The 19,255-nt window shown below is 71.4% G+C and carries 18 protein-coding genes; 13 read left to right on the forward strand and 5 right to left on the reverse strand.

The window, feature by feature from the left end:
• Positions 1-19: 19 nt before the first annotated feature.
• Positions 20-892 carry a sugar phosphate isomerase/epimerase family protein gene (locus tag D1J51_RS08175; RefSeq protein WP_119074703.1) on the forward strand — a complete coding sequence of 291 codons (873 nt, stop codon included), beginning with the start codon at positions 20-22 and terminating at the stop codon, positions 890-892.
• Positions 893-1,137: 245 nt separating this feature from the next.
• A complete protein-coding gene (locus D1J51_RS08180; protein WP_205547832.1) occupies positions 1,138-1,374 on the forward strand; it encodes a hypothetical protein in 237 nt (78 codons plus the stop codon).
• A 35-nt stretch (positions 1,375-1,409) separates the two neighbouring features.
• Here the strand turns inward: D1J51_RS08180 and D1J51_RS08185 are convergent, their stop codons facing one another.
• Both D1J51_RS08185 and D1J51_RS08190 read right to left on the reverse strand, forming a co-directional pair.
• On the reverse strand, positions 1,410-2,495 hold the full coding sequence (locus D1J51_RS08185; protein WP_119074705.1) for a transaldolase family protein: 1,086 nt from the start codon (positions 2,493-2,495) through the stop codon (positions 1,410-1,412).
• Positions 2,496-2,613: 118 nt separating this feature from the next.
• Complete coding sequence (locus D1J51_RS08190) at positions 2,614-3,381, reverse strand: sulfite exporter TauE/SafE family protein (protein ID WP_119074706.1); 768 nt, start codon at positions 3,379-3,381, stop codon at positions 2,614-2,616.
• A gap of 92 nt (positions 3,382-3,473) precedes the next feature.
• Between D1J51_RS08190 and D1J51_RS08195 the strand changes: the two genes are divergently transcribed.
• Entirely contained in the window at positions 3,474-4,934 is a 1,461-nt protein-coding gene (locus D1J51_RS08195) for a sugar porter family MFS transporter (protein ID WP_119074707.1), read from the forward strand.
• Positions 4,935-5,008: 74 nt separating this feature from the next.
• Here the strand turns inward: D1J51_RS08195 and D1J51_RS08200 are convergent, their stop codons facing one another.
• Together D1J51_RS08200 and D1J51_RS08205 are read right to left on the reverse strand one after the other, a co-directional pair.
• A complete protein-coding gene (locus D1J51_RS08200) occupies positions 5,009-6,010 on the reverse strand; it encodes a sugar phosphate isomerase/epimerase family protein (protein WP_119074708.1) in 1,002 nt (333 codons plus the stop codon).
• A gap of 224 nt (positions 6,011-6,234) precedes the next feature.
• The gene (locus D1J51_RS08205) at positions 6,235-7,431 is read right to left on the reverse strand and encodes a Gfo/Idh/MocA family protein (protein WP_119074709.1); all 1,197 of its coding nucleotides are present in this window, start codon (positions 7,429-7,431) and stop codon (positions 6,235-6,237) included.
• 209 nt (positions 7,432-7,640) lie between these two features.
• On the opposite strand from D1J51_RS08205, the gene D1J51_RS08210 reads away from it, so the two are divergent.
• From D1J51_RS08210 to D1J51_RS08230, 6 genes are all read left to right on the forward strand, one after another.
• Complete coding sequence (locus D1J51_RS08210; protein ID WP_119074710.1) at positions 7,641-8,657, forward strand: LacI family DNA-binding transcriptional regulator; 1,017 nt, start codon at positions 7,641-7,643, stop codon at positions 8,655-8,657.
• Positions 8,658-8,859: 202 nt separating this feature from the next.
• The gene (locus D1J51_RS08215; protein WP_119074711.1) at positions 8,860-9,354 is read left to right on the forward strand and encodes an FBP domain-containing protein; all 495 of its coding nucleotides are present in this window, start codon (positions 8,860-8,862) and stop codon (positions 9,352-9,354) included.
• 263 nt (positions 9,355-9,617) lie between these two features.
• Positions 9,618-10,634 carry an inositol 2-dehydrogenase gene (gene iolG, locus D1J51_RS08220; RefSeq protein WP_119074712.1) on the forward strand — a complete coding sequence of 339 codons (1,017 nt, stop codon included), beginning with the start codon at positions 9,618-9,620 and terminating at the stop codon, positions 10,632-10,634.
• A 50-nt stretch (positions 10,635-10,684) separates the two neighbouring features.
• A complete protein-coding gene (locus D1J51_RS08225) occupies positions 10,685-11,461 on the forward strand; it encodes a TIM barrel protein (RefSeq protein ID WP_119074713.1) in 777 nt (258 codons plus the stop codon).
• A gap of 11 nt (positions 11,462-11,472) precedes the next feature.
• Positions 11,473-11,649 (forward strand): hypothetical protein, encoded by a 177-nt coding sequence (locus tag D1J51_RS17885; RefSeq protein ID WP_162903724.1) that lies wholly within the window; start codon positions 11,473-11,475, stop codon positions 11,647-11,649.
• Positions 11,650-11,832: 183 nt separating this feature from the next.
• Positions 11,833-12,921 carry a LacI family DNA-binding transcriptional regulator gene (locus tag D1J51_RS08230; protein WP_240423056.1) on the forward strand — a complete coding sequence of 363 codons (1,089 nt, stop codon included), beginning with the start codon at positions 11,833-11,835 and terminating at the stop codon, positions 12,919-12,921.
• Positions 12,922-13,012: 91 nt separating this feature from the next.
• On the opposite strand, the gene D1J51_RS08235 is transcribed toward D1J51_RS08230, so the two are convergent.
• Entirely contained in the window at positions 13,013-13,513 is a 501-nt protein-coding gene (locus D1J51_RS08235; RefSeq protein WP_162903725.1) for a Gfo/Idh/MocA family oxidoreductase, read from the reverse strand.
• A gap of 169 nt (positions 13,514-13,682) precedes the next feature.
• On the opposite strand from D1J51_RS08235, the gene D1J51_RS08240 reads away from it, so the two are divergent.
• The 4 genes from D1J51_RS08240 to D1J51_RS08255 all read left to right on the forward strand — a co-directional run bounded on the left by D1J51_RS08240 (position 13,683) and on the right by D1J51_RS08255 (position 19,159).
• Positions 13,683-15,146: an aldehyde dehydrogenase family protein gene (locus D1J51_RS08240; RefSeq protein WP_119074715.1), complete on the forward strand. Its 1,464-nt coding sequence runs from the start codon at positions 13,683-13,685 to the stop codon at positions 15,144-15,146.
• 313 nt (positions 15,147-15,459) lie between these two features.
• Complete coding sequence (gene iolD, locus D1J51_RS08245) at positions 15,460-17,451, forward strand: 3D-(3,5/4)-trihydroxycyclohexane-1,2-dione acylhydrolase (decyclizing) (protein WP_119074716.1); 1,992 nt, start codon at positions 15,460-15,462, stop codon at positions 17,449-17,451.
• On the forward strand, positions 17,448-18,248 hold the full coding sequence (locus tag D1J51_RS08250) for an HpcH/HpaI aldolase family protein (RefSeq protein WP_240423058.1): 801 nt from the start codon (positions 17,448-17,450) through the stop codon (positions 18,246-18,248). Before iolD ends, D1J51_RS08250 begins: the two co-directional genes overlap by 4 nt.
• Positions 18,245-19,159 (forward strand): NAD(P)-dependent oxidoreductase, encoded by a 915-nt coding sequence (locus D1J51_RS08255; RefSeq protein ID WP_119074718.1) that lies wholly within the window; start codon positions 18,245-18,247, stop codon positions 19,157-19,159. Before D1J51_RS08250 ends, D1J51_RS08255 begins: the two co-directional genes overlap by 4 nt.
• Positions 19,160-19,255 lie beyond the last annotated feature (96 nt).

Consider the following 19,255-nt stretch of genomic DNA (forward strand, 5'->3'; position numbering starts at 1 on the left):
ACACCAGCAAAGGAGCATCATGGTCCGCATCGCACTCGACCCCACGCCCTACAACGGCACCGTCCACCTGCTCGATTTCCCCGACCTCGTCGCGAGGCTCGGCTACGAGTACCTGCAGCTCACGCCCAACCCGGACTTCGGGCGCCACTTCCACCACCCGAAGGTCGACAGCGACATGATCGCGAAGCTGAAGAAGCGCGCGAGCGACGCCGGGGTGACCATCACCTCGGTGCTGCCCGTGCAGCGCCTCGGCGGCCCCGAGCCGCACCAGCTGCGCGCCGCGATCCGCAACACCACCCGCTATATCGAGATCGCGGCCGAGCTCGACGCGCCGATCCTCAACACCGAGTTCTCGGGCCGCCCCGAGCGCGAGGAGGAGTCGGAGAACTGCTTCTACGAAGCGATGGAGGCGCTCATCCCCGTGCTCGAGCGCGAGGGGGTGCAGCTCAACTTCGATCCGCACCCCGACGACTTCGTCGAGGACGGCCTCGAGGCGTGGCGCATCATCCGCGGGCTGAACACCGACCGGGTCGGCTTCGTCTACGTGGGCGCGCACACCTTCCACTACGGGGATCGGGCGGCCACGCTGCTGCCCGAGGTCGGCGACCGCCTGGGCGCGGTCTACGTCTCGGACAGCTTCGACCACACCCGCTCGAACGCGCTGCGCTACATCACCAACCCGCCCGGCAACGCCGTGCGTGTGCACCAGCACCTGGCGATCGGCGACGGCGACGTCGACTGGGCGGAGCTCTTCGGCACGCTGAAGCAGACCGGCTACCTCGACCGCGAGGACGCGCTCATCGTGTCGAACGTGTTCGCGGAGGACGAGCGCGCCGATGAGGTGTCGAAGTACCAGCTCGCGAAGATCAGGGAACTGATCGCGGCGGCGTGACCGCTTCCCGTGTTTCGTGGGGTCTGCGGAAGATGTGCCCGTCTCGGCGGGAACGGTCGTGTCTTCGACAGATCCGGTATCTATCGCAGGCGGTCGGTGCAGGGCCTACCAGGTTTCCCGGTTTCAGCCCGTTGTCGCAAGTCGTGCTGAGCCTGAGCCGATGCGCCGAGCGTGAGGCCGGGATCGGTCTGGAACGCGGGCGCGGGTCATGCCCTCTTCCATGTGAAGCGTAAAAGCTATTCGATTTGCAGCGTAGAGACCACGAGGTCGATCTGGTGGTAGAGGGACTCAACGGAGAAGTGATCGGGATCGAGGTGAAGCTCTCCGCGCACATCGACGACCGTCACGTGAAGCACCTGAAGTGGTTTCGCGGACAACTGGGTGATCGTGTGGCCGATCTCGTTGTGATCTATTCGGGCAAGGAGGCATACCGTCGTGCGTACGGGATCGCGGTCATTCCGCTCGCGCTCCTGGGAGCCTGACCCGGCGCACCGATATCGGGGCCGGAAGCCCGCCCCTACGCCCCCGGCAGGATCGCGTCGCGCACGAGCGCGTCGAGCTGGGCGTCGGCGTCGAGGAACTGGCGCAGCGTGTTGCGCGTCGCCCCGAAGTCGAGAAACTCGTCGACGCTCATGCCGTCGGGCTCGTAGGCCCTGCGGAACTCGCTGAGCCGCGCCAGCTCGTCGAGGATCTCGGGTGCAACCGGGCGGTCGATGCGGTGCTCGGCGGGGATGCCGTTCTCGTTGATGCGCGCCTGCCAGTCGAACGGCGGCGAGACGACGAGGTCGCCGCCGACGAGCTCCGACCAGTGCAGGAAGCTGCGGAAGGCGGCGGAGAGGACGCGGCTGCGGTAGCCGCGCTCCGCGAAGATGGCGTGCGCGCGCTTGAGCGCTGCGACGCCGGCCCAGTCGAGCGCGCCGGGAGTGACGAGGATGCGCTGCTGGTCGGCCCACTTCTTGAGCCAGTCGTCGAGGCGACCGCCCATGATCGTGACGACGTGGCCGAACTCCTGCTCGGGGAGGCCGTCGGCCGAGCGGCGATCCAGCGCCCGTTCGAGGGCCTCGCCGACCGCGAGCGCCTGCGGCACGGTGAAGCTGCAGGTCGCATTGATGCTGACGCCGCGGTACGCGGCCTCCTCCATCGCAGCGATGCCGGTCGCGGTAGCCGGGATCTTGACGATGATGTTGGGGGCGAGCTGCGAGAACTCGACGGCCTGCTCGACGAGCGCGGCCGTGTCGCGGTAGAGGCGGGGATCGGTCTGGATGGAGAGGCGCCCGTTGCGCCCGCCGCTCGCCTCGAACGCGGGCAGCAGCAGTCTCGCCGCGTCGATCGAGAGCTCGCGCACCGCGGCCCAGCCGAGGGCCGATTCGCCCCACGTCGGGTGCTCGGCGGCGAGTTCGCGCAGGCGCGGGCCCCAGGTCTCGGGGTACTTGCTGATCGCGGTGAAGGCGATGACGGGGTTGCAGGTGGCGCCCACGGCGCCGAAGCCGATCGAGGCCGCGAGTTCGTTCGGATCGGCGGAGTCGTTCCACAGCGCGGTCGGCGTCTCCCGAGCGGCGCGGGCCAGGGGAGCCGTGTGGTTCGAAGAGTCGGCTGCGGTCACGTATACCTCCGTGGATGGCGGGCACCGTTGCCCGGTTGATTTGTCGTGACAAAGATACCCGTGATTCGGTGGAGTTGGCTAGTCGGGCCCGGAGCTCTCGCGAGGAGTGCGGGATCGCTCAACTCACGAGCAGGTAGACGGCGCCGAGCGCGGTGCACGCGATGACGGCCCTCTCGAAGACGCGCTGCTCGATGCGCAGCGCGATCCAGCGCCCCACGAACGCCCCGGCGATCACGCCGGGGACGAGCAGCAGGTCGAGCACGAGCGTGCTCGGGCTGATGAGCCCCAGGCTTACCGAGATCGGCACCTTCGCGAGGTTGATGATCGCGAAGAACCAGGCGGCGGTGCCCAGGAACGCCCGCACCGGGAACCGTGCGGCGAGGAAGTACATCGACATCACGGGGCCGCCGGCGTTCGCCACCATGGTTGTGAAGCCGCCGAGCGAGCCGTAGCCGATGCGCCCGAATCGGCCGGAGCGCCCGGTGGTGGGACCTCCGGCCCCGTTCGCCGCGGCGCGTCGCCGCTGCCACAGGGTGAAGGCGATGATGAGCAGCAGGATCACGCCGATGACCCGGCGCACCCAGCCGTCGTCGGCGACGGCGAGGAAGAGGGCGCCGATCGCGAGACCGGCGACCACCGCCGGGATGAGCTTGATCAGGGTGGCCCAGTCGGCGTGCCGCCGGTAGCTGAGCAGTGCGAAGAGGTCGCCGACGATGAGCAGCAGGAGGAGGGCCCCGGTGGAGGCCCTCGCGGGCAGGACGGCGGCGAACACGGCGATGGAGAGCGTATTGATGCCCGGCAGCGCGGTCTTCGAGACGCCGACGAGCATTGCGGCGAGCGCGAGCAGCACCCAGGCGAAGGGGGCGAGATCGGGGACAATCGGCATCACCGAGCCACCCTACCCGAAGGTAAGTTTGTTCAAATGTAACGACATTGTTAAGATTCGGTGTGCGTGCTGTTTCGACGCAGGACGCCCGAATGACGAAGGAGTCCCACTTGTCCTCAGGAACACTCGACCCCAGTAAATCGACGCTGCCGCCGCTGACCGACGGGCCGCACAAGAAACGCCTCGGTCTCGTCGCGCTGATCGCGACCTTCGGCGGTCTGCTCTTCGGCTACGACACCGGCGTCATCAACGGCGCACTGCGCCCCATGGCCGCCGAGCTCGGCCTCAACCCCTTCACCGAGGGCGTCGTCACGAGCTCCCTCATCTTCGCCGCCGCGATCGGTGCGATGTTCTGCGGCCGCCTCTCGGACGGCTGGGGCCGCCGCAGGACCATCATCCTGCTCGCCGTGCTCTTCTTCGTCGGCACGCTGTTCGTCGTGGTCGCCCCGGGGCTCACGGTTCTCGTGATCGGACGTATCCTGCTCGGTCTCGCAGTGGGCGGGGCGTCGACCGTGGTGCCGGTGTTCCTCGCCGAGATGGCCCCCTACGAGATCCGCGGCTCGCTCGCAGGCCGCAACGAGTTCATGATCGTCACCGGCCAGCTCGCCGCGTTCGTCGTGAACGCCATCATCGGCAATGTCTTCGGAGACCTCGACGGTGTCTGGCGCATCATGTTCGCCATCTCCGCACTGCCCGCCATCGCGCTGTTCTTCGGCATGCTGCGCATGCCCGAGTCGCCGCGATGGCTCATGGAGAAGGGGCGCGGCGCAGAGGCGCTCGCGGTGCTCAAGTCCGTTCGCTCCGAGGATCGCGCCGTGGCCGAGATGCGCGATCTCGAGCGCATCGCGGCCGAGGAGGCCGCCGAGACGCAGCTCGGATGGCGCGCGGTCTTCTCGAACAAGAACCTGCTGAGGATCCTGCTCATCGGCGTGGGCGTCGGCATCGCCCAGCAGCTCACCGGCATCAACTCGATCATGTACTTCGGTCAGACGGTGCTCGTCGAGTCCGGCTTCAGCGAGAGCGCGGCGCTGGTCGCCAACATCGCCCCCGGCGTGATCGCCGTGATCGGCGCCATCATCGCGCTCGCCATGATGGACCGCTTCGACCGCCGCAAGACCTTCATCACCGGTCTCATCCTCACCACGGCGAGCCACCTGCTCATCGGCATCGCCTCGATGGCCCTGCCCGTCGGGCACCCGCTGCGCCCGTGGGTGATCCTGTTCCTCGTGGTGCTGTTCGTCGGTTCGATGCAGACATTCCTCAACGTGGCCGTGTGGGTCTACCTCTCTGAGATCTTCCCGCTGCACATGCGCGGCTTCGGCATGGGCTTCTCGGTGTTCATGCTGTGGGTGACGAACGGCTTCCTGTCGCTCTACTTCCTCTCCCTGGTCGACGCGGTCGGCATCACGGGAACCTTCTACCTCTTCGCGGCGGTGGGAGCGCTCGCGCTGCTCTTCGTCTGGAGGTTCGTGCCCGAGACCCGCGGCCGCACCCTCGAGGAGCTCGAGGAGGACGTGACGACCGGCGCCATCTACCTGTCCAATCGACCGTAGCGCCGCTTCGACGAGAGAACCCCCGCCCCGAACCAGCATCGGGGCGGGGGTTCTCTCGCGGATCCGGGATCCCGCTACGCCTCCAGTGCGGCGTCGGCTTCGCGCAGCACCTTCGCGGCGACCTCGAGGCCCTCGATGCGGCCGAGCGAGACGTCCTCGTGCTCGATGTTGACCCACATCTCCGGGTCGACCTCGCGCAGGGCGCGCAGGAACTCGGTCCAGAACGTCGTGTCGTGTCCTCTGCCGAGTGCGACGAAGTCCCAGGCCGACTCCTTCGGCCACTCATTGGCCCACTCGTCGCCGCCCAGGTTGGTGCGGGGCTCCTCGGGCGACAGGCGGCGGAACGAGTTGTCGAGCACGCCGTTGAGCCGCGCCCACCGCGGGTTCACGCGCACGTCCTTGGCCGCGGCGTGGAAGACGAGCTCGCCGAGGTGGCGCACCACGGCGACGGGATCCATCTGCTGCCAGAACAGGTGCGAGGCGTCGAGCTCGACGCCCACGTGGGTGGCACTAGTGAGCTCGACGAGCCTGTGCACATCGGCCGAGTTGAAGACGATGTTCTGCGGGTGCAGCTCGAGCGCCACCTTGACACCGCGGTCGGCGGCGAAGCGGTCCATCTCGCGCCAGAACTTCGCGGCGATGTCCCACTGGTAGTCGAGCACGTCGAGCGCCGCCGAGTTCCAGGCGTTGACGACCCAGTTGGCGACGGTCGCGCCGGGCTCGCCGCCGGGCAGGCCCGACATGGTGACGACGCGGTTCTGGCCGAGGCGAGCGGCCAGCTCGATCGAGCGGCGCACGTCGGCGGCGTGCGCGTCGCCGATCACGGGCTTCGGGTGCAGCGGGTTGCCGTTGCAGTTGAGGCCGGCGATGGAGACCCCCGTGCCCTCGAACTGGCCGAGGAACTCGTCGCGGGCCGTGTCGGAGGAGAGGATCTCCTCGCGGTTCGGGATGTGGACCGGGGGCAGGAAGCCGCCCGTGTTCAGCTCGATGCCCGTGAGGCCGAGGTGCCTCACGACCTCGATGGCCTCGGGCAGGCTGCGGTCGTGCAGGATCGCGTTGTAGACGCCGAGTTTCATGGGGTGCTCTTTTCTTGGTTCGGGGTGATTCCGCCGAGACGCCACGGTTCTTCCGAGACGCCATGGAAATCACGTGAATTCCGTGGCGTCTCGGTGGTTTCATGGCGTCTCGGCGCGGGGCGGAGGCTGCGGCGCGGGGCGGGGGCTGCGGGGCGGGGGCTGCGGGGTGGAGGCTGCGGCGCGGGGACGGCGAGCACCGCGGGCAGGGCGGTGCGGGATCGCGGTCAGCGCGAAGCGACCGGCACCGTCGCGCCGCCGAGCGAGGCGGACTCGGCGACGGCGGCCAGGAACTCCATGTTGTGCACGCCGTCGGCGAAGGTGCGGCAGCGAGGCAGCGAGGCGGTCTCGGGGACGCCCGCGACCTCCTCGAGGAAGGCTCGCGCCTGGTGCACGAAGAGGTCGTTCTGGCCGATGCCGACTCCGGGTGCGTCCATGGCCCAGCCGCCGGCGTAGTGGGGGTGGGCGGGGCCGAGGGGCACGGTGCGGTAGCCCGCGAGGTCGTCCTGCTCGTCGTGCAGCATGACCTCGATCTGGCCCGGGTTGGTCTGCGACCAGCGGGCGGCGCCCTTCGAGCCGAACAGCTCGAGGAAGAGGTCGTTCGGGTGGCCGGCCGCGACGCGCGACACCTCGAGGGTGCCCACGCAGCGCTCGAAGCGCGCGTTGAACGTGGCGTAGTCGTCGTTCTCGACGGGCGCCAGCTCGTCGCTCACGTTGCCGCGAGTGTGGCCCGCGACGGCGCCGAGCGGCTTCGGGCGCTCGGCGATCGAGGTGTGGAAGCGGCCGCCGGAGACCCGCTGCACCTCCCCGCAGAGGTATTCGGCGATGTACGAGAGATGGCTCCCCACGTCGCCGAGCGCGCCGGATCCGGGGGGTCCCTGGTAGCGCCAGCTCATGGGGGCGTCGGGGCGGCAGCCGTAGTCGGTCCAGTAGCGACCCGAGAAGTGCAGCACCTCGCCGAGGCGGCCGTCGTCGACGAGCTCGCGCATGAACGCGATGCCGGGCGCGCGCAGGTAGCTGTAGCCGATGCGGGCGAGCACGCCCCGCTCGGCGGCGGTGCGGGCGGCCTCCGCCATGGCGCGGGCGTCGTCGATCGTGTCGCTGAGCGGCTTCTCGCAGAGCACGTGCTTGCCCGCCGCGAGCAGCGCCTCGACGATCTCGCGGTGCAGGAAGTTGGCGACGACCACGCTGACCACCTGGATCGAGTCGTCCTCGACGATGGCGCGCCAGTCGGCGTCGTGCCGCTCGAAGCCGTAGCGCGCGGCGGCCTCGCTGCCGAGTTCGACGTTGATGTCCGCGATCGAGACGAGGCGGATCGGGGGGAGGGCGGGCTTGTAGAGCGTGGAGGCTGCGCGGTAGGCGGCGGCGTGCGCCTTGCCGGCCATGCCTGCGCCGATGACGGCGACGCCGATGGATGCGGTCACGGGGGTTCCTCTCGAAGTGGTTCGAAGCGGTTCGGGGCGGTCGAAGCGGGAGAACGCGGCGGCGCTGCGGGGCCGGTTCACTATTGGAGCGCTCCAATCAGGATCACGCTAATCTTGTCGAGGCCGCGCTGTCAATGCGAAACCCCGGGGATTCCGCCCGGCCGCACCGGCGGCGGGGATTCGCGATCATACGAACCGGGAGGAGACGCGTGAGAAGACCGCCCACCATCTACGACGTCGCCGAGCGCGCCGGCGTCTCGAAGTCGCTCGTCTCGCTCGTGCTGCGCGACTCGCCGCGGGTCAGCGACGAGAAGCGGGCGGCTGTGCTCGCCGCGGTCGCCGAGCTCGACTACACGCCCAGTCGTCTCGCGGCGGGCCTCGCGGGAAGTCGCACCCGCGGCATCGGCGTGGTGATCGACGAGTTCGAGAACCTGTGGTTCGCTCCCGTCCTCGCCGGCCTGCGCGCGGCGCTCGGGGCCGGCGGATACAGCCTCAGCGTCGCAGATGCGTCGCTGAACGCGCACCTGGGGCTCGATCCCCTTGAGGTGTTCCGCTCGCTGCGCGTCGACGGCGTGGTGCTCGCGGGCGATGTGTCGGCCGACGCGCTCGAGCGCCTGACCGTGCCGGCGGTGGTGCTGGGCACGCGCGCGCTGCGGCCGCCGGGCGCCCCGGTCGTGGCGAGCGACGAACTCGGGGGCGGGCGGATCGCCACTGCCCACCTCGCCGAGCTCGGCCATCGCGACATCGTCTGCGTCACCGGGCCGGGCGCGAGCGCCGCCGCGCGCGAGACGGGGTATCTGGCCGAGATGCGGGATCGCGGCCTCGCGCCGCGGGTGCTGCGCGCGGCGCAGACCAGCGAGGCCGCGGCGCGCACGGCGGCGGGGGAGCTGTTCGAGGCGGCCGATCCCGCGCCCTCCGCGGTGTTCGCCGTGAACGACCCGATGGCGGTCGGCGTGATCGGTTCCGCCCGCGATCGCGGCATCGAGGTGCCCCGGGCGCTCTCGGTCGTGGGCTACGACGACTCCCCGCTCGCCGCCTACGAGCTCATCGCGCTCACCTCGGTGAGCGGCGATCCGCGCGAGCTGGGCGAGGCCGCCGGGCGGGCGCTGGCCGAGCTGCTCGAGGGTGCCGACGATCCAGCACCTGCCGGCCTGCTCGCCCCGAATCTCGTGGTGCGCCGGTCGACCGCGCCTCCGGGGGACTCGAGCGTTGCAGGCGAGTGCTAAGCTGGCCGGGTGATTGCTCGGTGCTCCGCCCCTGTCGGGCGTTGGGAGGTCACCGGCGGCGCTGCCGCCGGTGAGCGATGATCCCGCCCCCGCCGCGCTCAGTCAGCGAGCGCGGCGGCCGAGGCCTGCCAGCATCCACCCCGTCCCGGGTGCTCTCGCGTGCGCGCGACCGCCCGGGACCCCGACCGAGAGCACGGTTCACATGCTTCCCCTGACCGAGTCCATCATCCGTTCCTCCTTCGTCAATGCTTCGCGCAGGGAGGTGAAGGAGATGGTGATGCCCGAGGACCTCGAGACGCGCGACTGGGAGTCGCTCGACTACCTCGGCCTCCGCGACCCGAAGTTCGCGCGGCGCGCCTACGCGATCCTGCCCCTGCCGGGCGGGGATCCCGTCGGCGTCGTGCTGCGGCAGGCGGAGGCCTCCCCGCGCTCCCGCGCCATGTGCGACTGGTGCCGGGACGTGCGGCTGCCGAACGATGTCGTCTTCTACAGCGCCCGCCGCGTCGGCGACGCCGGCCGCCGCGGCGCGACCGTGGGCCTTCTGCTCTGCCGGGGCTTCGAGTGCTCGCGCAACGTGCGCAACGATCCCCCGCCGGCGTACGAGGGCTTCGATGTGGCCGCCGCCCGCGAGCGCCGCGTGGAGACGCTCCGGCAGAAGGTCGCCGGCTTCGCCGACATGCTCGTCTCCGGGCGTTAGCCGGCCGCTGGTGCTCGAGCCTCTGGGCGCTCGCTCGCCGGGACGAATCGGCGCGGTCGGGCGCTCGGTGCGGGCGCGGGACCGGTGGCTCGAGCCGGTGCCGCGGTCGTTGAGATCCGAGCCGGAGAACTCCGCGTACGGCCAGTGTCGGATCGGTCCAAGCCCTATACTGTGTTCGACATAATGTCTTATCAAACATGGGATCGCCGCGACGGGCCCGCCGATCCCCACGATCCCCATCTCACAGCGCAGAGGACACGGCAATGACGCAGACCCCCGTACGTTTCGGACTCATCGGCACCGGCCGCATAGGCCGCGTGCACGCCGCCGGCATCGCCGCCGCCCCCGACTCGGCGCTCGCGTGGGTGGCCGACCCCTTCATCGAGGGCGCCCGCGGCGTGGCCGAGCACTTCGGCGGCACCGCCACCGACTCGGCCGAGGAGCTCATCGCCGCGGGCGCATCGGGGCAGATCGACGCCGTGCTCATCGCCTCGCCCACGCCCACCCACGTCGACCTCATCCGGGCCTCGGTCGAGGCCGGCCTGCCGGTGCTGTGCGAGAAGCCCATCGACCTCGACATCGCCCGCGTCGACGCCCTGCGCCCGCTCGTGCAGTCGAGCGGGGTGCCCGTGGCGCTCGGCTTCAACCGCCGCTTCGATCGCGACTTCTCGGCGGTGCGGGATCGCGTGGCCTCCGGAGAGATCGGCGAGCTCGAGCAGCTCGTCATCATCAGCCGCGACCCGGCCTCCCCGCCCGCCGACTACGTCAGGGTCTCGGGCGGCATCTTCCGCGACATGACCATCCACGACTTCGACATGGCCCGTTTCTTCCTGCCCGAGATCGTCTCGGTCAGCGCCACCGGCACCCAGGCCTTCGACCCGGGCGCTCGCGAGCACGGCGATTTCGACACCGCCGTCACCACGCTGCGCGCCGCCTCGGGCGCCATCGTCACCATCGTCAACTCGCGCCGCAGCGCGATCGGCTACGACCAGCGCCTCGAGGCCTTCGGCGCGAGGGGCATGCTGCAGGTCGCGAACGCCCCCACCAGCCTCGTCAGCGCCTCCACCGCCGACGCGGTCGACGCGAAGCCCGCCTTCGGCGCGTTCTTCCTCGAGCGCTACGCGCAGGCCTACGCCGACGAGCTCACCGAGTTCGTCAAGCTCGTGCGCGGCGAGGTGTCGACCAGCCCCACCTTCGAGGACGGCCGCGCCGCCCTCATGCTCGCCGACGCCGCCCAGCGGTCGGCCACCGAGGGCGTCGCCGTCTCCGTCGAGATCTGAACTCCGGGCGCCTCGAGCGCCGATCCCGAACCACCCGAGAGGACCCGCCGATGACCTACCGCCTCGCCGCCTGCGCGGAAATGCTCTTCCTCGAGCTGCCGTTCGAGGAGCGCGTGCGCCGCATCCACGACCGCGGCTTCCTGGTGGAGATCTGGGACTGGAGCGCCAAGGACCTCGAGGCGCTCGCCGCAACCGGCGCCGAGTTCTCGTCGATGACGGGCTACCTGCGCGGCGACCTCACCACCGACGGGGGCCGCGCCGAACTCGTCGCCACCGCGAAGGAGTCGCTGCGCGCCGCCGAGATCATCGATGCGCCGCGCCTCAACCTGCACGGCACCGGGCTCGGCGAGGGCGGGCTGCCCGTCGTGCCGCGCGAGAGCGCGACGGGGGAGGACTGGATCCGCGCCGCCGACACCCTGCGCGAGCTGGCCGCGCTGGGCGAGGCCGCGGGCCGTATCTTCGTGCTCGAGAACCTCAACCTCGCCGTCGACCACCCCGGTACCCCCTTCGCGAGGGCCGCCGACACGCTCGCGCTCGTGCGGGCCGTCGACCGGCCGGGCGTGCGCCTCAACCTCGACCTGTACCACGCGCAGATCGGCGAGGGAAACCTGATCTCCCTCGTCACCGAGGCGCTGCCGTGGATCGGCGAGATCCAGGTGGCCGACGTGCCCGGCCGCCGCGAGCCCGGCACCGGCGAGATCCGCTACGAGGCGATCGCCGCTTCTTTGCGCGAGTTCGGCTACGAGGGCGTGATCGGCATGGAGGCCTGGGCGAGCGGCGATCCCGAAGCGGCGCTCGACGCGTTCGCGGCGGCGTTCGGGGCGTAGACTCGGCTGCTGTGAGAGGGGACCGGGAGCGCAACGTCTACCGCGTCGTCGTGCTCGTCGCGGGACTTGTCGGCGCGCTCGGACTGCTCTGGCTGCTCACGCAGGACGGTGCCGTGCTCGAGGCCCCCGATATCTTCGGCCTCTTATCTGATCCCGCGGGCGAGCCGAGCGAGACTCCGGCCGGCTGAGCGGCCGGAGGTATGGGATCTCCCGTAGATATGTTCCCAGCCAGGTGCGTCGGCCATATCTACGGCAGATCCCGTATCCACGGTGGGGGCGCATCGCAGGGCTGGTTCACGGGTCGGCGGTAGAATGGCTTGGAACGGTACAAGGCGGCGAGGGCGTGTGCGAGCAAAGGGGCGGTAGTGCAGATGGCGGAGCGAGCGGGAACCGACGCGCCTGCACCGGCGCCCCCCGAGGCCGAAGCCGCGGTCGCCGCGCCCATGGTACCGGCGCGCCCGCCCACGATCCGCGACGTCGCGCGCGAGGCTGGAGTCTCGAAGTCGCTCGTCTCGCTCGTCTTCAACGCCGGCGAGAACGTGAGCGAGGAGCGGCGAGAGCGGGTGCTGCGGGCCGCCGAGGCCCTCGGCTACCGCCCGAATCTCGTCGCCCAGTCCCTCTCGGCGGGGCGTCGCGATCTCGTCGCGATCCTCGTCTCCAATCTGTCGAACCCGATCTTCGCCGAGATCGTGGGCGCGGCGAAGGCCCGTCTCGGCGAGGCCGGCCAGCGCACGATGATCGTCACCGCGCAGGTCGACGACGGCAGCGGCGAGTCCGTGCTCGATCGCGACAACCTCGCCGTGCTGCGCAATCTGAGGCCCGCGGGCCTCATCACGGTCGGCACGATCCCGGAGTTCCCCGAGCTTTCGGACCTCACCGCGACGATCCCCACCGTCGTCGCGAGCGCCATCGATGCGACCGATGACACGGTGGCGGCGGTGCGCACCGATGACGGCGCCGGCATCGATCTGGTCGTCGACCATCTCGCCGATCAGGGCATCGCCCGCATCGTCTTCGTCGGCGGCGACGGCGGAACGGTGTCGGCGTCGCGGGAGCGCGCCTTCCGAGCGGCGGCGAAGCGCCGCGGCTTGAGCGGGACGACCGCGGTGGAGCGAGCCGACTTCACAGAGCGCGACGCGCGACGCGCGGTGGAGCGGCTCCTGGCCGCGGGCCGCGTTCCCGAGGCGATCGTCGCCGTGAACGACCTCACCGCACTCGGCGTCATCGCCGCGCTCGAAGAGGCCGGCGTGCGGGTGCCCGGGGACTGCCGTGTGACGGGCTACGACGACTCGACGCTCGCCTCGATCCCGCGCATCTCCCTGACGAGCGTCGACCCGCACAATCGGCGCATCGGCCGGGAGGCGGCGGAGGCGCTGCTCGCCGCGTCGGGGCCGTTCCGGCGCGGGCGCGAGGTGCTGATCCCGCCGAGCCTCGTGGTGCGGGGGTCGACGGGGGGCTGATCCCGCGTCGCTCGGGCACGCCCCGGCGTCCTTCGCCCCGATACCTCCCGGCTCCGGCTCCTGCGCTCCCGGAGCCGCAGCCCGCGGTGCCCTATGCGAGCGACCCGTCGGCCGCGAGCGCGACGGGTCGCCGCTCCTGTACCGAGGCGACGGAGGCGAGCGCGATGACGAGCGCGGCGCGGGCGTCCTCGCCGCGGGCTCCCGCGACCTCGCCGCCCCGCGCCGCGGCCGCGAACGAGACGAGCTCGTCGGTGTATGCCTGGTGGAAAAGGTCGATGTTGAGGCGCGTGGTGGCGCTCGCCTCGCCCGCCGCGGTGTAGTGGCGCGCGCTGTGCTCGCGTGCGTCGCCCGCGGTGACCATACCGGCCGAACCGAAGATCTCGCCGCGCACGTCGTAGCCGTAGGCAGCCGAGAAGCTGGCCTCGGCCGTGGCGATCGCGCCGTTGTCGTAGCGGACCGTGACGACCGCGGTGTCGAGCAGGCCCGCCTCCTTGAACTCGGGGTATGCGAGCGCGTCGGCGACCGCGAACACCTCGACCGGGCGGGCGCCGAGACGCCAGAGGTTACCCGAAAGGCCAAGAGAATCGCGCAAATGTCTTGGCGTATCGGTGAGGTCGTGCGGTTTCGGCGAGGGGGTTCGGCGCGTCGCGATCCCCGCGCCCGCGAAACGCCCGCGAAACGCCCGCGGGGCGGGAGTTGACGCGCCCGGGCCCTTGTGCTTACAATTTGGACCGGTCCAAATCAAGGATGAAAGGACGGCGATGTACGCGCAGGGCACGCAGGTCACACGAGAGTACAGCAGCTGCGGGCTGCTGATCGGCGGCGAGTGGCGCGAGGCCGCGGACGGCGCCCGCGCGGAGGTGCGCTCGCCCTACGACGGCGATGCCGTCGGCGAGGTCGCGGTCGCAACGGTCGCGGACGTCGATGCCGCCATCGCGGCAGCCGAGCGCGGCGCCCCGGTCTGGCGCCGCACACCCGCGCACGAGCGCGCCGCGATCCTGAACCGCGCCGCCGACCTCGCCGACGCCCGCGCCGATCGGATCGCCGCCACGATCTCGGCCGAGAACGGCAAGCCGCTCGGCGAGGCGCTCGGCGAGGCGCGCCGCTCCGGGGCGATCATCCGCCTCTCGGCGCACGAGGGCAGCCAGCTCTACGGCGACAGCCTGCCGCTCGACGCGAATCCGGGTACGGGGCAGGACAAGGTGGGCTTCACGCTGCGCCAGCCTGTGGGGATCGTCGTCGCCATCACCCCCTTCAACTACCCCGCGTTGCTGGTGCTGCACAAGGTTGGCCCGGCCCTGGCCTCCGGCAACGCGGTCATTCTCAAGCCCGCGGCGGCCACGCCGCTCACCGCTCTCGCTCTCGCTCAGCTCTTCGTCGAGGCCGGGGTGCCCGAGGGCGTCGTCTCGGTGGTGACCGGCTCGGGCGGCGTGCTCGGCGACGCGCTGGTGTCGGATTCGCGCGTGCGCAAGATCTCCTTCACCGGGTCAACCGCGGTGGGCGAGCGGATCGCCGCCGTCGCCGGGGTCAAGAAGCTCTCGCTCGAGCTCGGCGCCTCCTCCCCGACGCTGATCCTGCCGGGCGCCGACATCGAGAGGGCGTCTTCGGCGGTCGCCGCGGGCGGATACGTCAACGCCGGCCAGGTGTGCATCTCGGTGCAGCGCGTCGTCGTGCACCGCGACGTCGAGGCCGACTTCCTCGACGCCCTGCTGCCGAAGGTGCGGGCGATCCGCGCGGGCGACCCCTTCGCCGAGGGCGTCACCCTCGGGCCGCTCATCACCGAGCGCGAGGCGCAGCGCGTCGAGCGCAGCATCGCCCGGGCCGTAGCCGACGGCTCCACGCTGCTCACGGGCGGCGAGCGGGACGGCGGCTTCGTGTCGCCCGCGGTCGTCACGGGTGTCGCCACCCGCCAGGCGCTCGCGCAGGAGGAGCTCTTCGGCCCGGCTGTCGCCGTCACCACGGTCGACGGTTTCGACGCAGCGGTCGAGGCGGCCAACGGCACCCCCTACGGGCTCGCGGCGGGCGTGTTCGGCGGCACCCTCTCGGAGGGTGTGCGCGCGGTGCGGGAGATCGACGCGGGCAGCGTGCACCTCGGCTGGACGCCGCTGTGGCGCGCCGACCTCATGCCCTACGGCGGCCTCAAGGCCAGCGGCTACGGCAAGGAGGGCGTGCGGTCGGCCATCGAGGAGATGACGGAGGTGAAGACCGTCATCATGCACGGGTGATTCGGGATCGGGATCGGGATCGAGACCGCCCGGGTTTCTCCCGCGAAGCTCATCCATCCGCGATCGTGTCCGGCGCTGCGCGCCGAACCACGATCGCTCCCGCCAGACCCGGCCAAGCTTCGCGGGAGAAACCCGGACGGTCGCTCGGCCGGCCGCCGGGGTCACCCGCACAGTTCAACAGTCTGCATTGGGCGCTGGCCGGGAGTTCCGGTTCCCAGACGTCTCGGGCACCGCTCGCGCGGCCGACCAGGCCTCGTCGAGCAGCAAGTACTCAGAACAAGCAGTAGTCACAGGAAGCAAGGGAGCATCTGACATGGTCCAAGGACACTCCGGGCGGACCGTCCGCCTCACGGTCGCACAGGCGATCGTGAGATACGTCGCCGCCCAGTACTCGGTCGCCGACGGCGAGCGCCGCCGCTTCGTGCCGGCGGCACTCGGCATCTTCGGCCACGGCAACGTCGCGGGCCTCGGGCAGGCGTTCGCCGAGCACGCGGATCGCCTGCCGTTCGTGCAGGGACGCAACGAGCAGGCGCTCGGGCACATGGCCACCGGTTTCGCGAAGGCCTCCAAGCGGCAGCGGGCCCTCGCCGTGACCGCGTCCATCGGCCCGGGGTCGACGAACCTCGTCACGGCCGCGGCGCTCGCCACCGTGAACCGCGTTCCGCTGCTGCTGTTCCCCGGCGACACGTATGCCACCCGCCGACAGGGCCCCGTGCTGCAGCAGCTCGACCTGCCGGGCGCCCCCGACGTCACCGTGAACGACGCGTTCCGCCCGGTCGCCCGCTTCTTCGACCGCATCACCCGCCCCGAGCAGCTGCTCACCGCGCTCCCGCAGGCGTTCCGAGTGCTCGGGAACCCCGAGGAGACCGGCGCGGTCGTGGTCGCGCTGCCGCAGGACGTGCAGTCGCACGCCTTCGACTTCCCCGTCGAGTTCTTCGAGGAGCGCGACTGGGCGATCCGCCGCCGCGTGCCCGACGCGGCCGAGATCGCGCGGATCGCGGAGCTCATCAAGAACGCCGAGCGCCCGCTCGTCATCGCGGGCGGTGGCGTCATCTACTCCGATGCGCAGCCCGAACTCACCCGGCTCGGCAAGCGGACGCTGCTGCCCGTCAGCGAGACCTTCGCGGGCAAGGGCGCCATCACCGAGGACGGGCCGTGGAGCGTGTTCGGCATCGGTCTCGAGGGGGCGCCCACGACCAATCGCCTCGCCGGGCGCGCCGATCTCGTCGTGCACATCGGCACGCGCCTCACCGACTTCGCCACCGCGTCGCAGTCGCTGTTCGCCGACCCCGGCGTGCGCTTCGCCTCGATCAACGTGGTCGAGCACGACGCCGTGAAGCAGGGGGCGACGGCCGCGATCGCCGACGCCAAGCTCGCGCTCGAGGCGCTCGCCGCCGAGCTCGGCGACTACCGGGTGCCCGCGGCGTGGGCCGCCGAGGTCGAGGCCGCCCGCGCAGAGTGGATTCCGACGCGCGACGCCGCGCTCGATCCCGGCACCCGCTTCCCGACGGAGCGGCACCCCGAGCTGCCCGACGGCACCAACACCAACACCGACGCCGTGCTCACCCAGGGCCAGCTCATCGGGCTCATGCAGCAGCACGCGCGGCCGGGCGACACGATCGTCGCAGCGGCGGGAGGCCCTCCCGGCGACCTGCAGAAGGTGTGGGACGCGACCGGCGGGCGCCACGCGCACCTCGAGTTCGGCTTCTCGTGCATGGGGTACGAGCTGCCCGCCGCCATGGGCGTGCGCGTCGCCGATCCCGATCCCGCGCATCGCGTGACCGCGTTCATCGGCGACGGAACCTTCGTGATGATGCCCACGGAGATCGTCACCGCTGCGCAGGAGGGGATCCCCTTCACCGTGGTCATCTCCGAGAACCACGGCTATCAGGTGATCCGCCGCCTGCAGATGTGGCGCACGGGCGAGCACTTCGGCAACGAGTTCCGCTACCGCGAGGGCGAGGGCGCGCTGACCGGGGCGGTCGAGCGGGCGGAGTCGGCTCGGGCGCGCGCGGATCGCCTCGAGGGCGATTACCTGAAGATCGACCTCGCGCAGATCGCGGCGGGGCTCGGCGCGGAGGTGCGCAGGCCCGTCACCGCCGACGAGGTGCGCGCGGCGCTCGACGATACCCGGGATGCACGCGGCCCGGTGGTGATCGTGGTGCCCACGATCCCGCACGCCGACCTGCCGTCCTCCGAGGTGTGGTGGGACGTGTCGCCCGCCGAGGTGTGGGAGCACGTCGACACCTCCGAGAAGCTCGCCGAGTACGGCGAGGGTCTCGCGCTGCAGCGGTGGCACGGGTGAGCGCCGGGGATCGCGCGGCCGGTCCGCTCGGCGCCGGTCGTGCGCTGCGCGAGCGCTTCCTCGCGGGCGAGCCGACCGTCGGCACCTTTCTCGGGCTGGGTTCGGTGACCGCCGCCGAGGTGTGCGCGGCCGCCGGCCTCGACTGGGTGCTCGTCGACCTCGAGCACGGCGGCGGCGACGAGGATCAGGTGGGCGCGATCGCCGCCGCCGCGGGCGCGTACGGCACCGCGACGCTCGTGCGGGTGGAGCAGCCGGAGCGCATCCGCATCGGGCGAGCGCTCGATGCCGGCGCCGCAGGCGTGATGCTCCCGCGCATCTCGAGCGCGGTCGAGGCCGCCGAGGCGCGGCGGCACCAGTTGTACCCGCCGGAGGGTGACCGCGGCGTGGCCAGTTACAACCGCGCCGCGCGCTGGACGCTCGACACCGCGGCCCTCGAGGGGGCGAATGAGCAGGTGATCGGCATCGTGCAGATCGAGACCCGTGGCGCGGTCGAGGATCTCGAGGCGATCGCCGCGACTCCGGGTGCCGACGTGCTCTTCGTCGGCCCGCAGGATCTCAGCTACGCTCTCGACCTGCCCCGGAGGTTCGACGACCCCGGCTTCCAGGCCGTGCTCGATCGCGTCGTCGACGCCTGCCGCAGGCACGGGAAGGTCGCCGGGATTCTGGCGAACGACCGTGAGGCCGTCGAGCGCTACCGCGATCGCGGCTTCGGCTTCCTCGCCATCGGTTCGGACGCGACGCTGCTCGCCTCCCACGTTCGCGCCTCGATCCCCGACGGCCTGGGGACCGGGCGATGAGCGATGTCCCCGTCGTGGTCGGTCTCGGTCCGGTCGATCCGGCGCTCGTCGTACCCTACCTGCCCGATGATGCCCTCTTCGTGGCCGATCCCTCAGCCGCCGACCTCGCGGTGGCCGAGGGTGCGATCGTGCGTGCCGCGTTCGACGTGGATCGGGGGTTGCTGGCGCGCATGCCGCGGCTGCGGGTGGCCGCGCGCACGGGCGTCGGCGTCGACCGCGTCGACGTCGCGGCGGCGGCCGAGCGCGGCGTCGCGGTCGCGGTGACGCCGGGCAGCAACAGTCGGGCGGTCGCGGAGGGCGCCTTCGCGATGGTCTGCTCGCTGGTGAAGCGGGTTGGGGAGTCCCACGCGTTCGTCGCGTCGGGGCGGTGGGGCGGCGAACCCGTCCCGGTGCCCGGCGACCTCTTCGGGAAGACGCTCGCGGTGCTCGGCTTCGGGCGCATCGGGCGTGTCATCGCGGGCTTCGGGGAGGCCTTCGGCATGCGGGTGATCGTGCACGATCCCTTCGTGCGGGCCGAGGCCTACGAGAACGTGAGCCTCGAGGAGGCGGTGCGGAGGGCCGACGCCGTGACGCTGCACCTTCCGGGCGGTGGCGGCGAGTTGCTGCCGATCGAGCTGCTGCGCACCGCGCGGTCGGGGCTGGTGCTGGTGAACTGCGCCCGCGCCGACCTTGTGCGCACGGAGACGCTGCGCGCCGCACTCGACGAGGGCGCCCTGGGCGGCATCGGACTGGACGTGTTCGAGACCGAGCCGGTTCGGGATCACCCCCTCGCCGGGCACCCCCGCGCGCTGCTGAGCCCGCACACGACGGGGCTCTCGGAGGGCGCGACGGCGACCACGTTCCGCATGGCTGCCGAGGCCGTGTCGGAAGTGCTGGCCGGCCGTTCGCCGGCCCACGTCGCCACGGTGTAGCCGGGCGCGGGGTTCGTGAACTCGCGGAGTTCGGCCTCGGCGAAGCAGGCGAGCGGCGCCTCGCGCGCCTCGCGAAGCGCCTGCGGGCGCGGCAGG

It is taken from the genome of Leucobacter sp. wl10, from assembly GCF_003569785.1.
Classification (GTDB): Bacteria; Actinomycetota; Actinomycetes; order Actinomycetales; family Microbacteriaceae; genus Leucobacter.

Bases quoted from the DNA above. Each gene is read 5' to 3' on its own strand.
- D1J51_RS08200 (WP_119074708.1), bottom strand. From the start codon at position 6,010: ATGAAACTCGGCGTCTACAACGCGATCCTGCACGACCGCAGCCTGCCC.
- iolG (WP_119074712.1), top strand. From the start codon at position 9,618: ATGACGCAGACCCCCGTACGTTTCGGACTCATCGGCACCGGCCGCATA.
- D1J51_RS08225 (WP_119074713.1), top strand. From the start codon at position 10,685: ATGACCTACCGCCTCGCCGCCTGCGCGGAAATGCTCTTCCTCGAGCTG.
- D1J51_RS08255 (WP_119074718.1), top strand. From the start codon at position 18,245: ATGAGCGATGTCCCCGTCGTGGTCGGTCTCGGTCCGGTCGATCCGGCG.
- D1J51_RS08190 (WP_119074706.1), bottom strand. From the start codon at position 3,381: ATGCCGATTGTCCCCGATCTCGCCCCCTTCGCCTGGGTGCTGCTCGCG.
- D1J51_RS08240 (WP_119074715.1), top strand. From the start codon at position 13,683: ATGTACGCGCAGGGCACGCAGGTCACACGAGAGTACAGCAGCTGCGGG.
- D1J51_RS08195 (WP_119074707.1), top strand. From the start codon at position 3,474: ATGACGAAGGAGTCCCACTTGTCCTCAGGAACACTCGACCCCAGTAAA.
- iolD (WP_119074716.1), top strand. From the start codon at position 15,460: ATGGTCCAAGGACACTCCGGGCGGACCGTCCGCCTCACGGTCGCACAG.
- D1J51_RS08175 (WP_119074703.1), top strand. From the start codon at position 20: ATGGTCCGCATCGCACTCGACCCCACGCCCTACAACGGCACCGTCCAC.
- D1J51_RS08215 (WP_119074711.1), top strand. From the start codon at position 8,860: ATGCTTCCCCTGACCGAGTCCATCATCCGTTCCTCCTTCGTCAATGCT.
- D1J51_RS08230 (WP_240423056.1), top strand. From the start codon at position 11,833: ATGGCGGAGCGAGCGGGAACCGACGCGCCTGCACCGGCGCCCCCCGAG.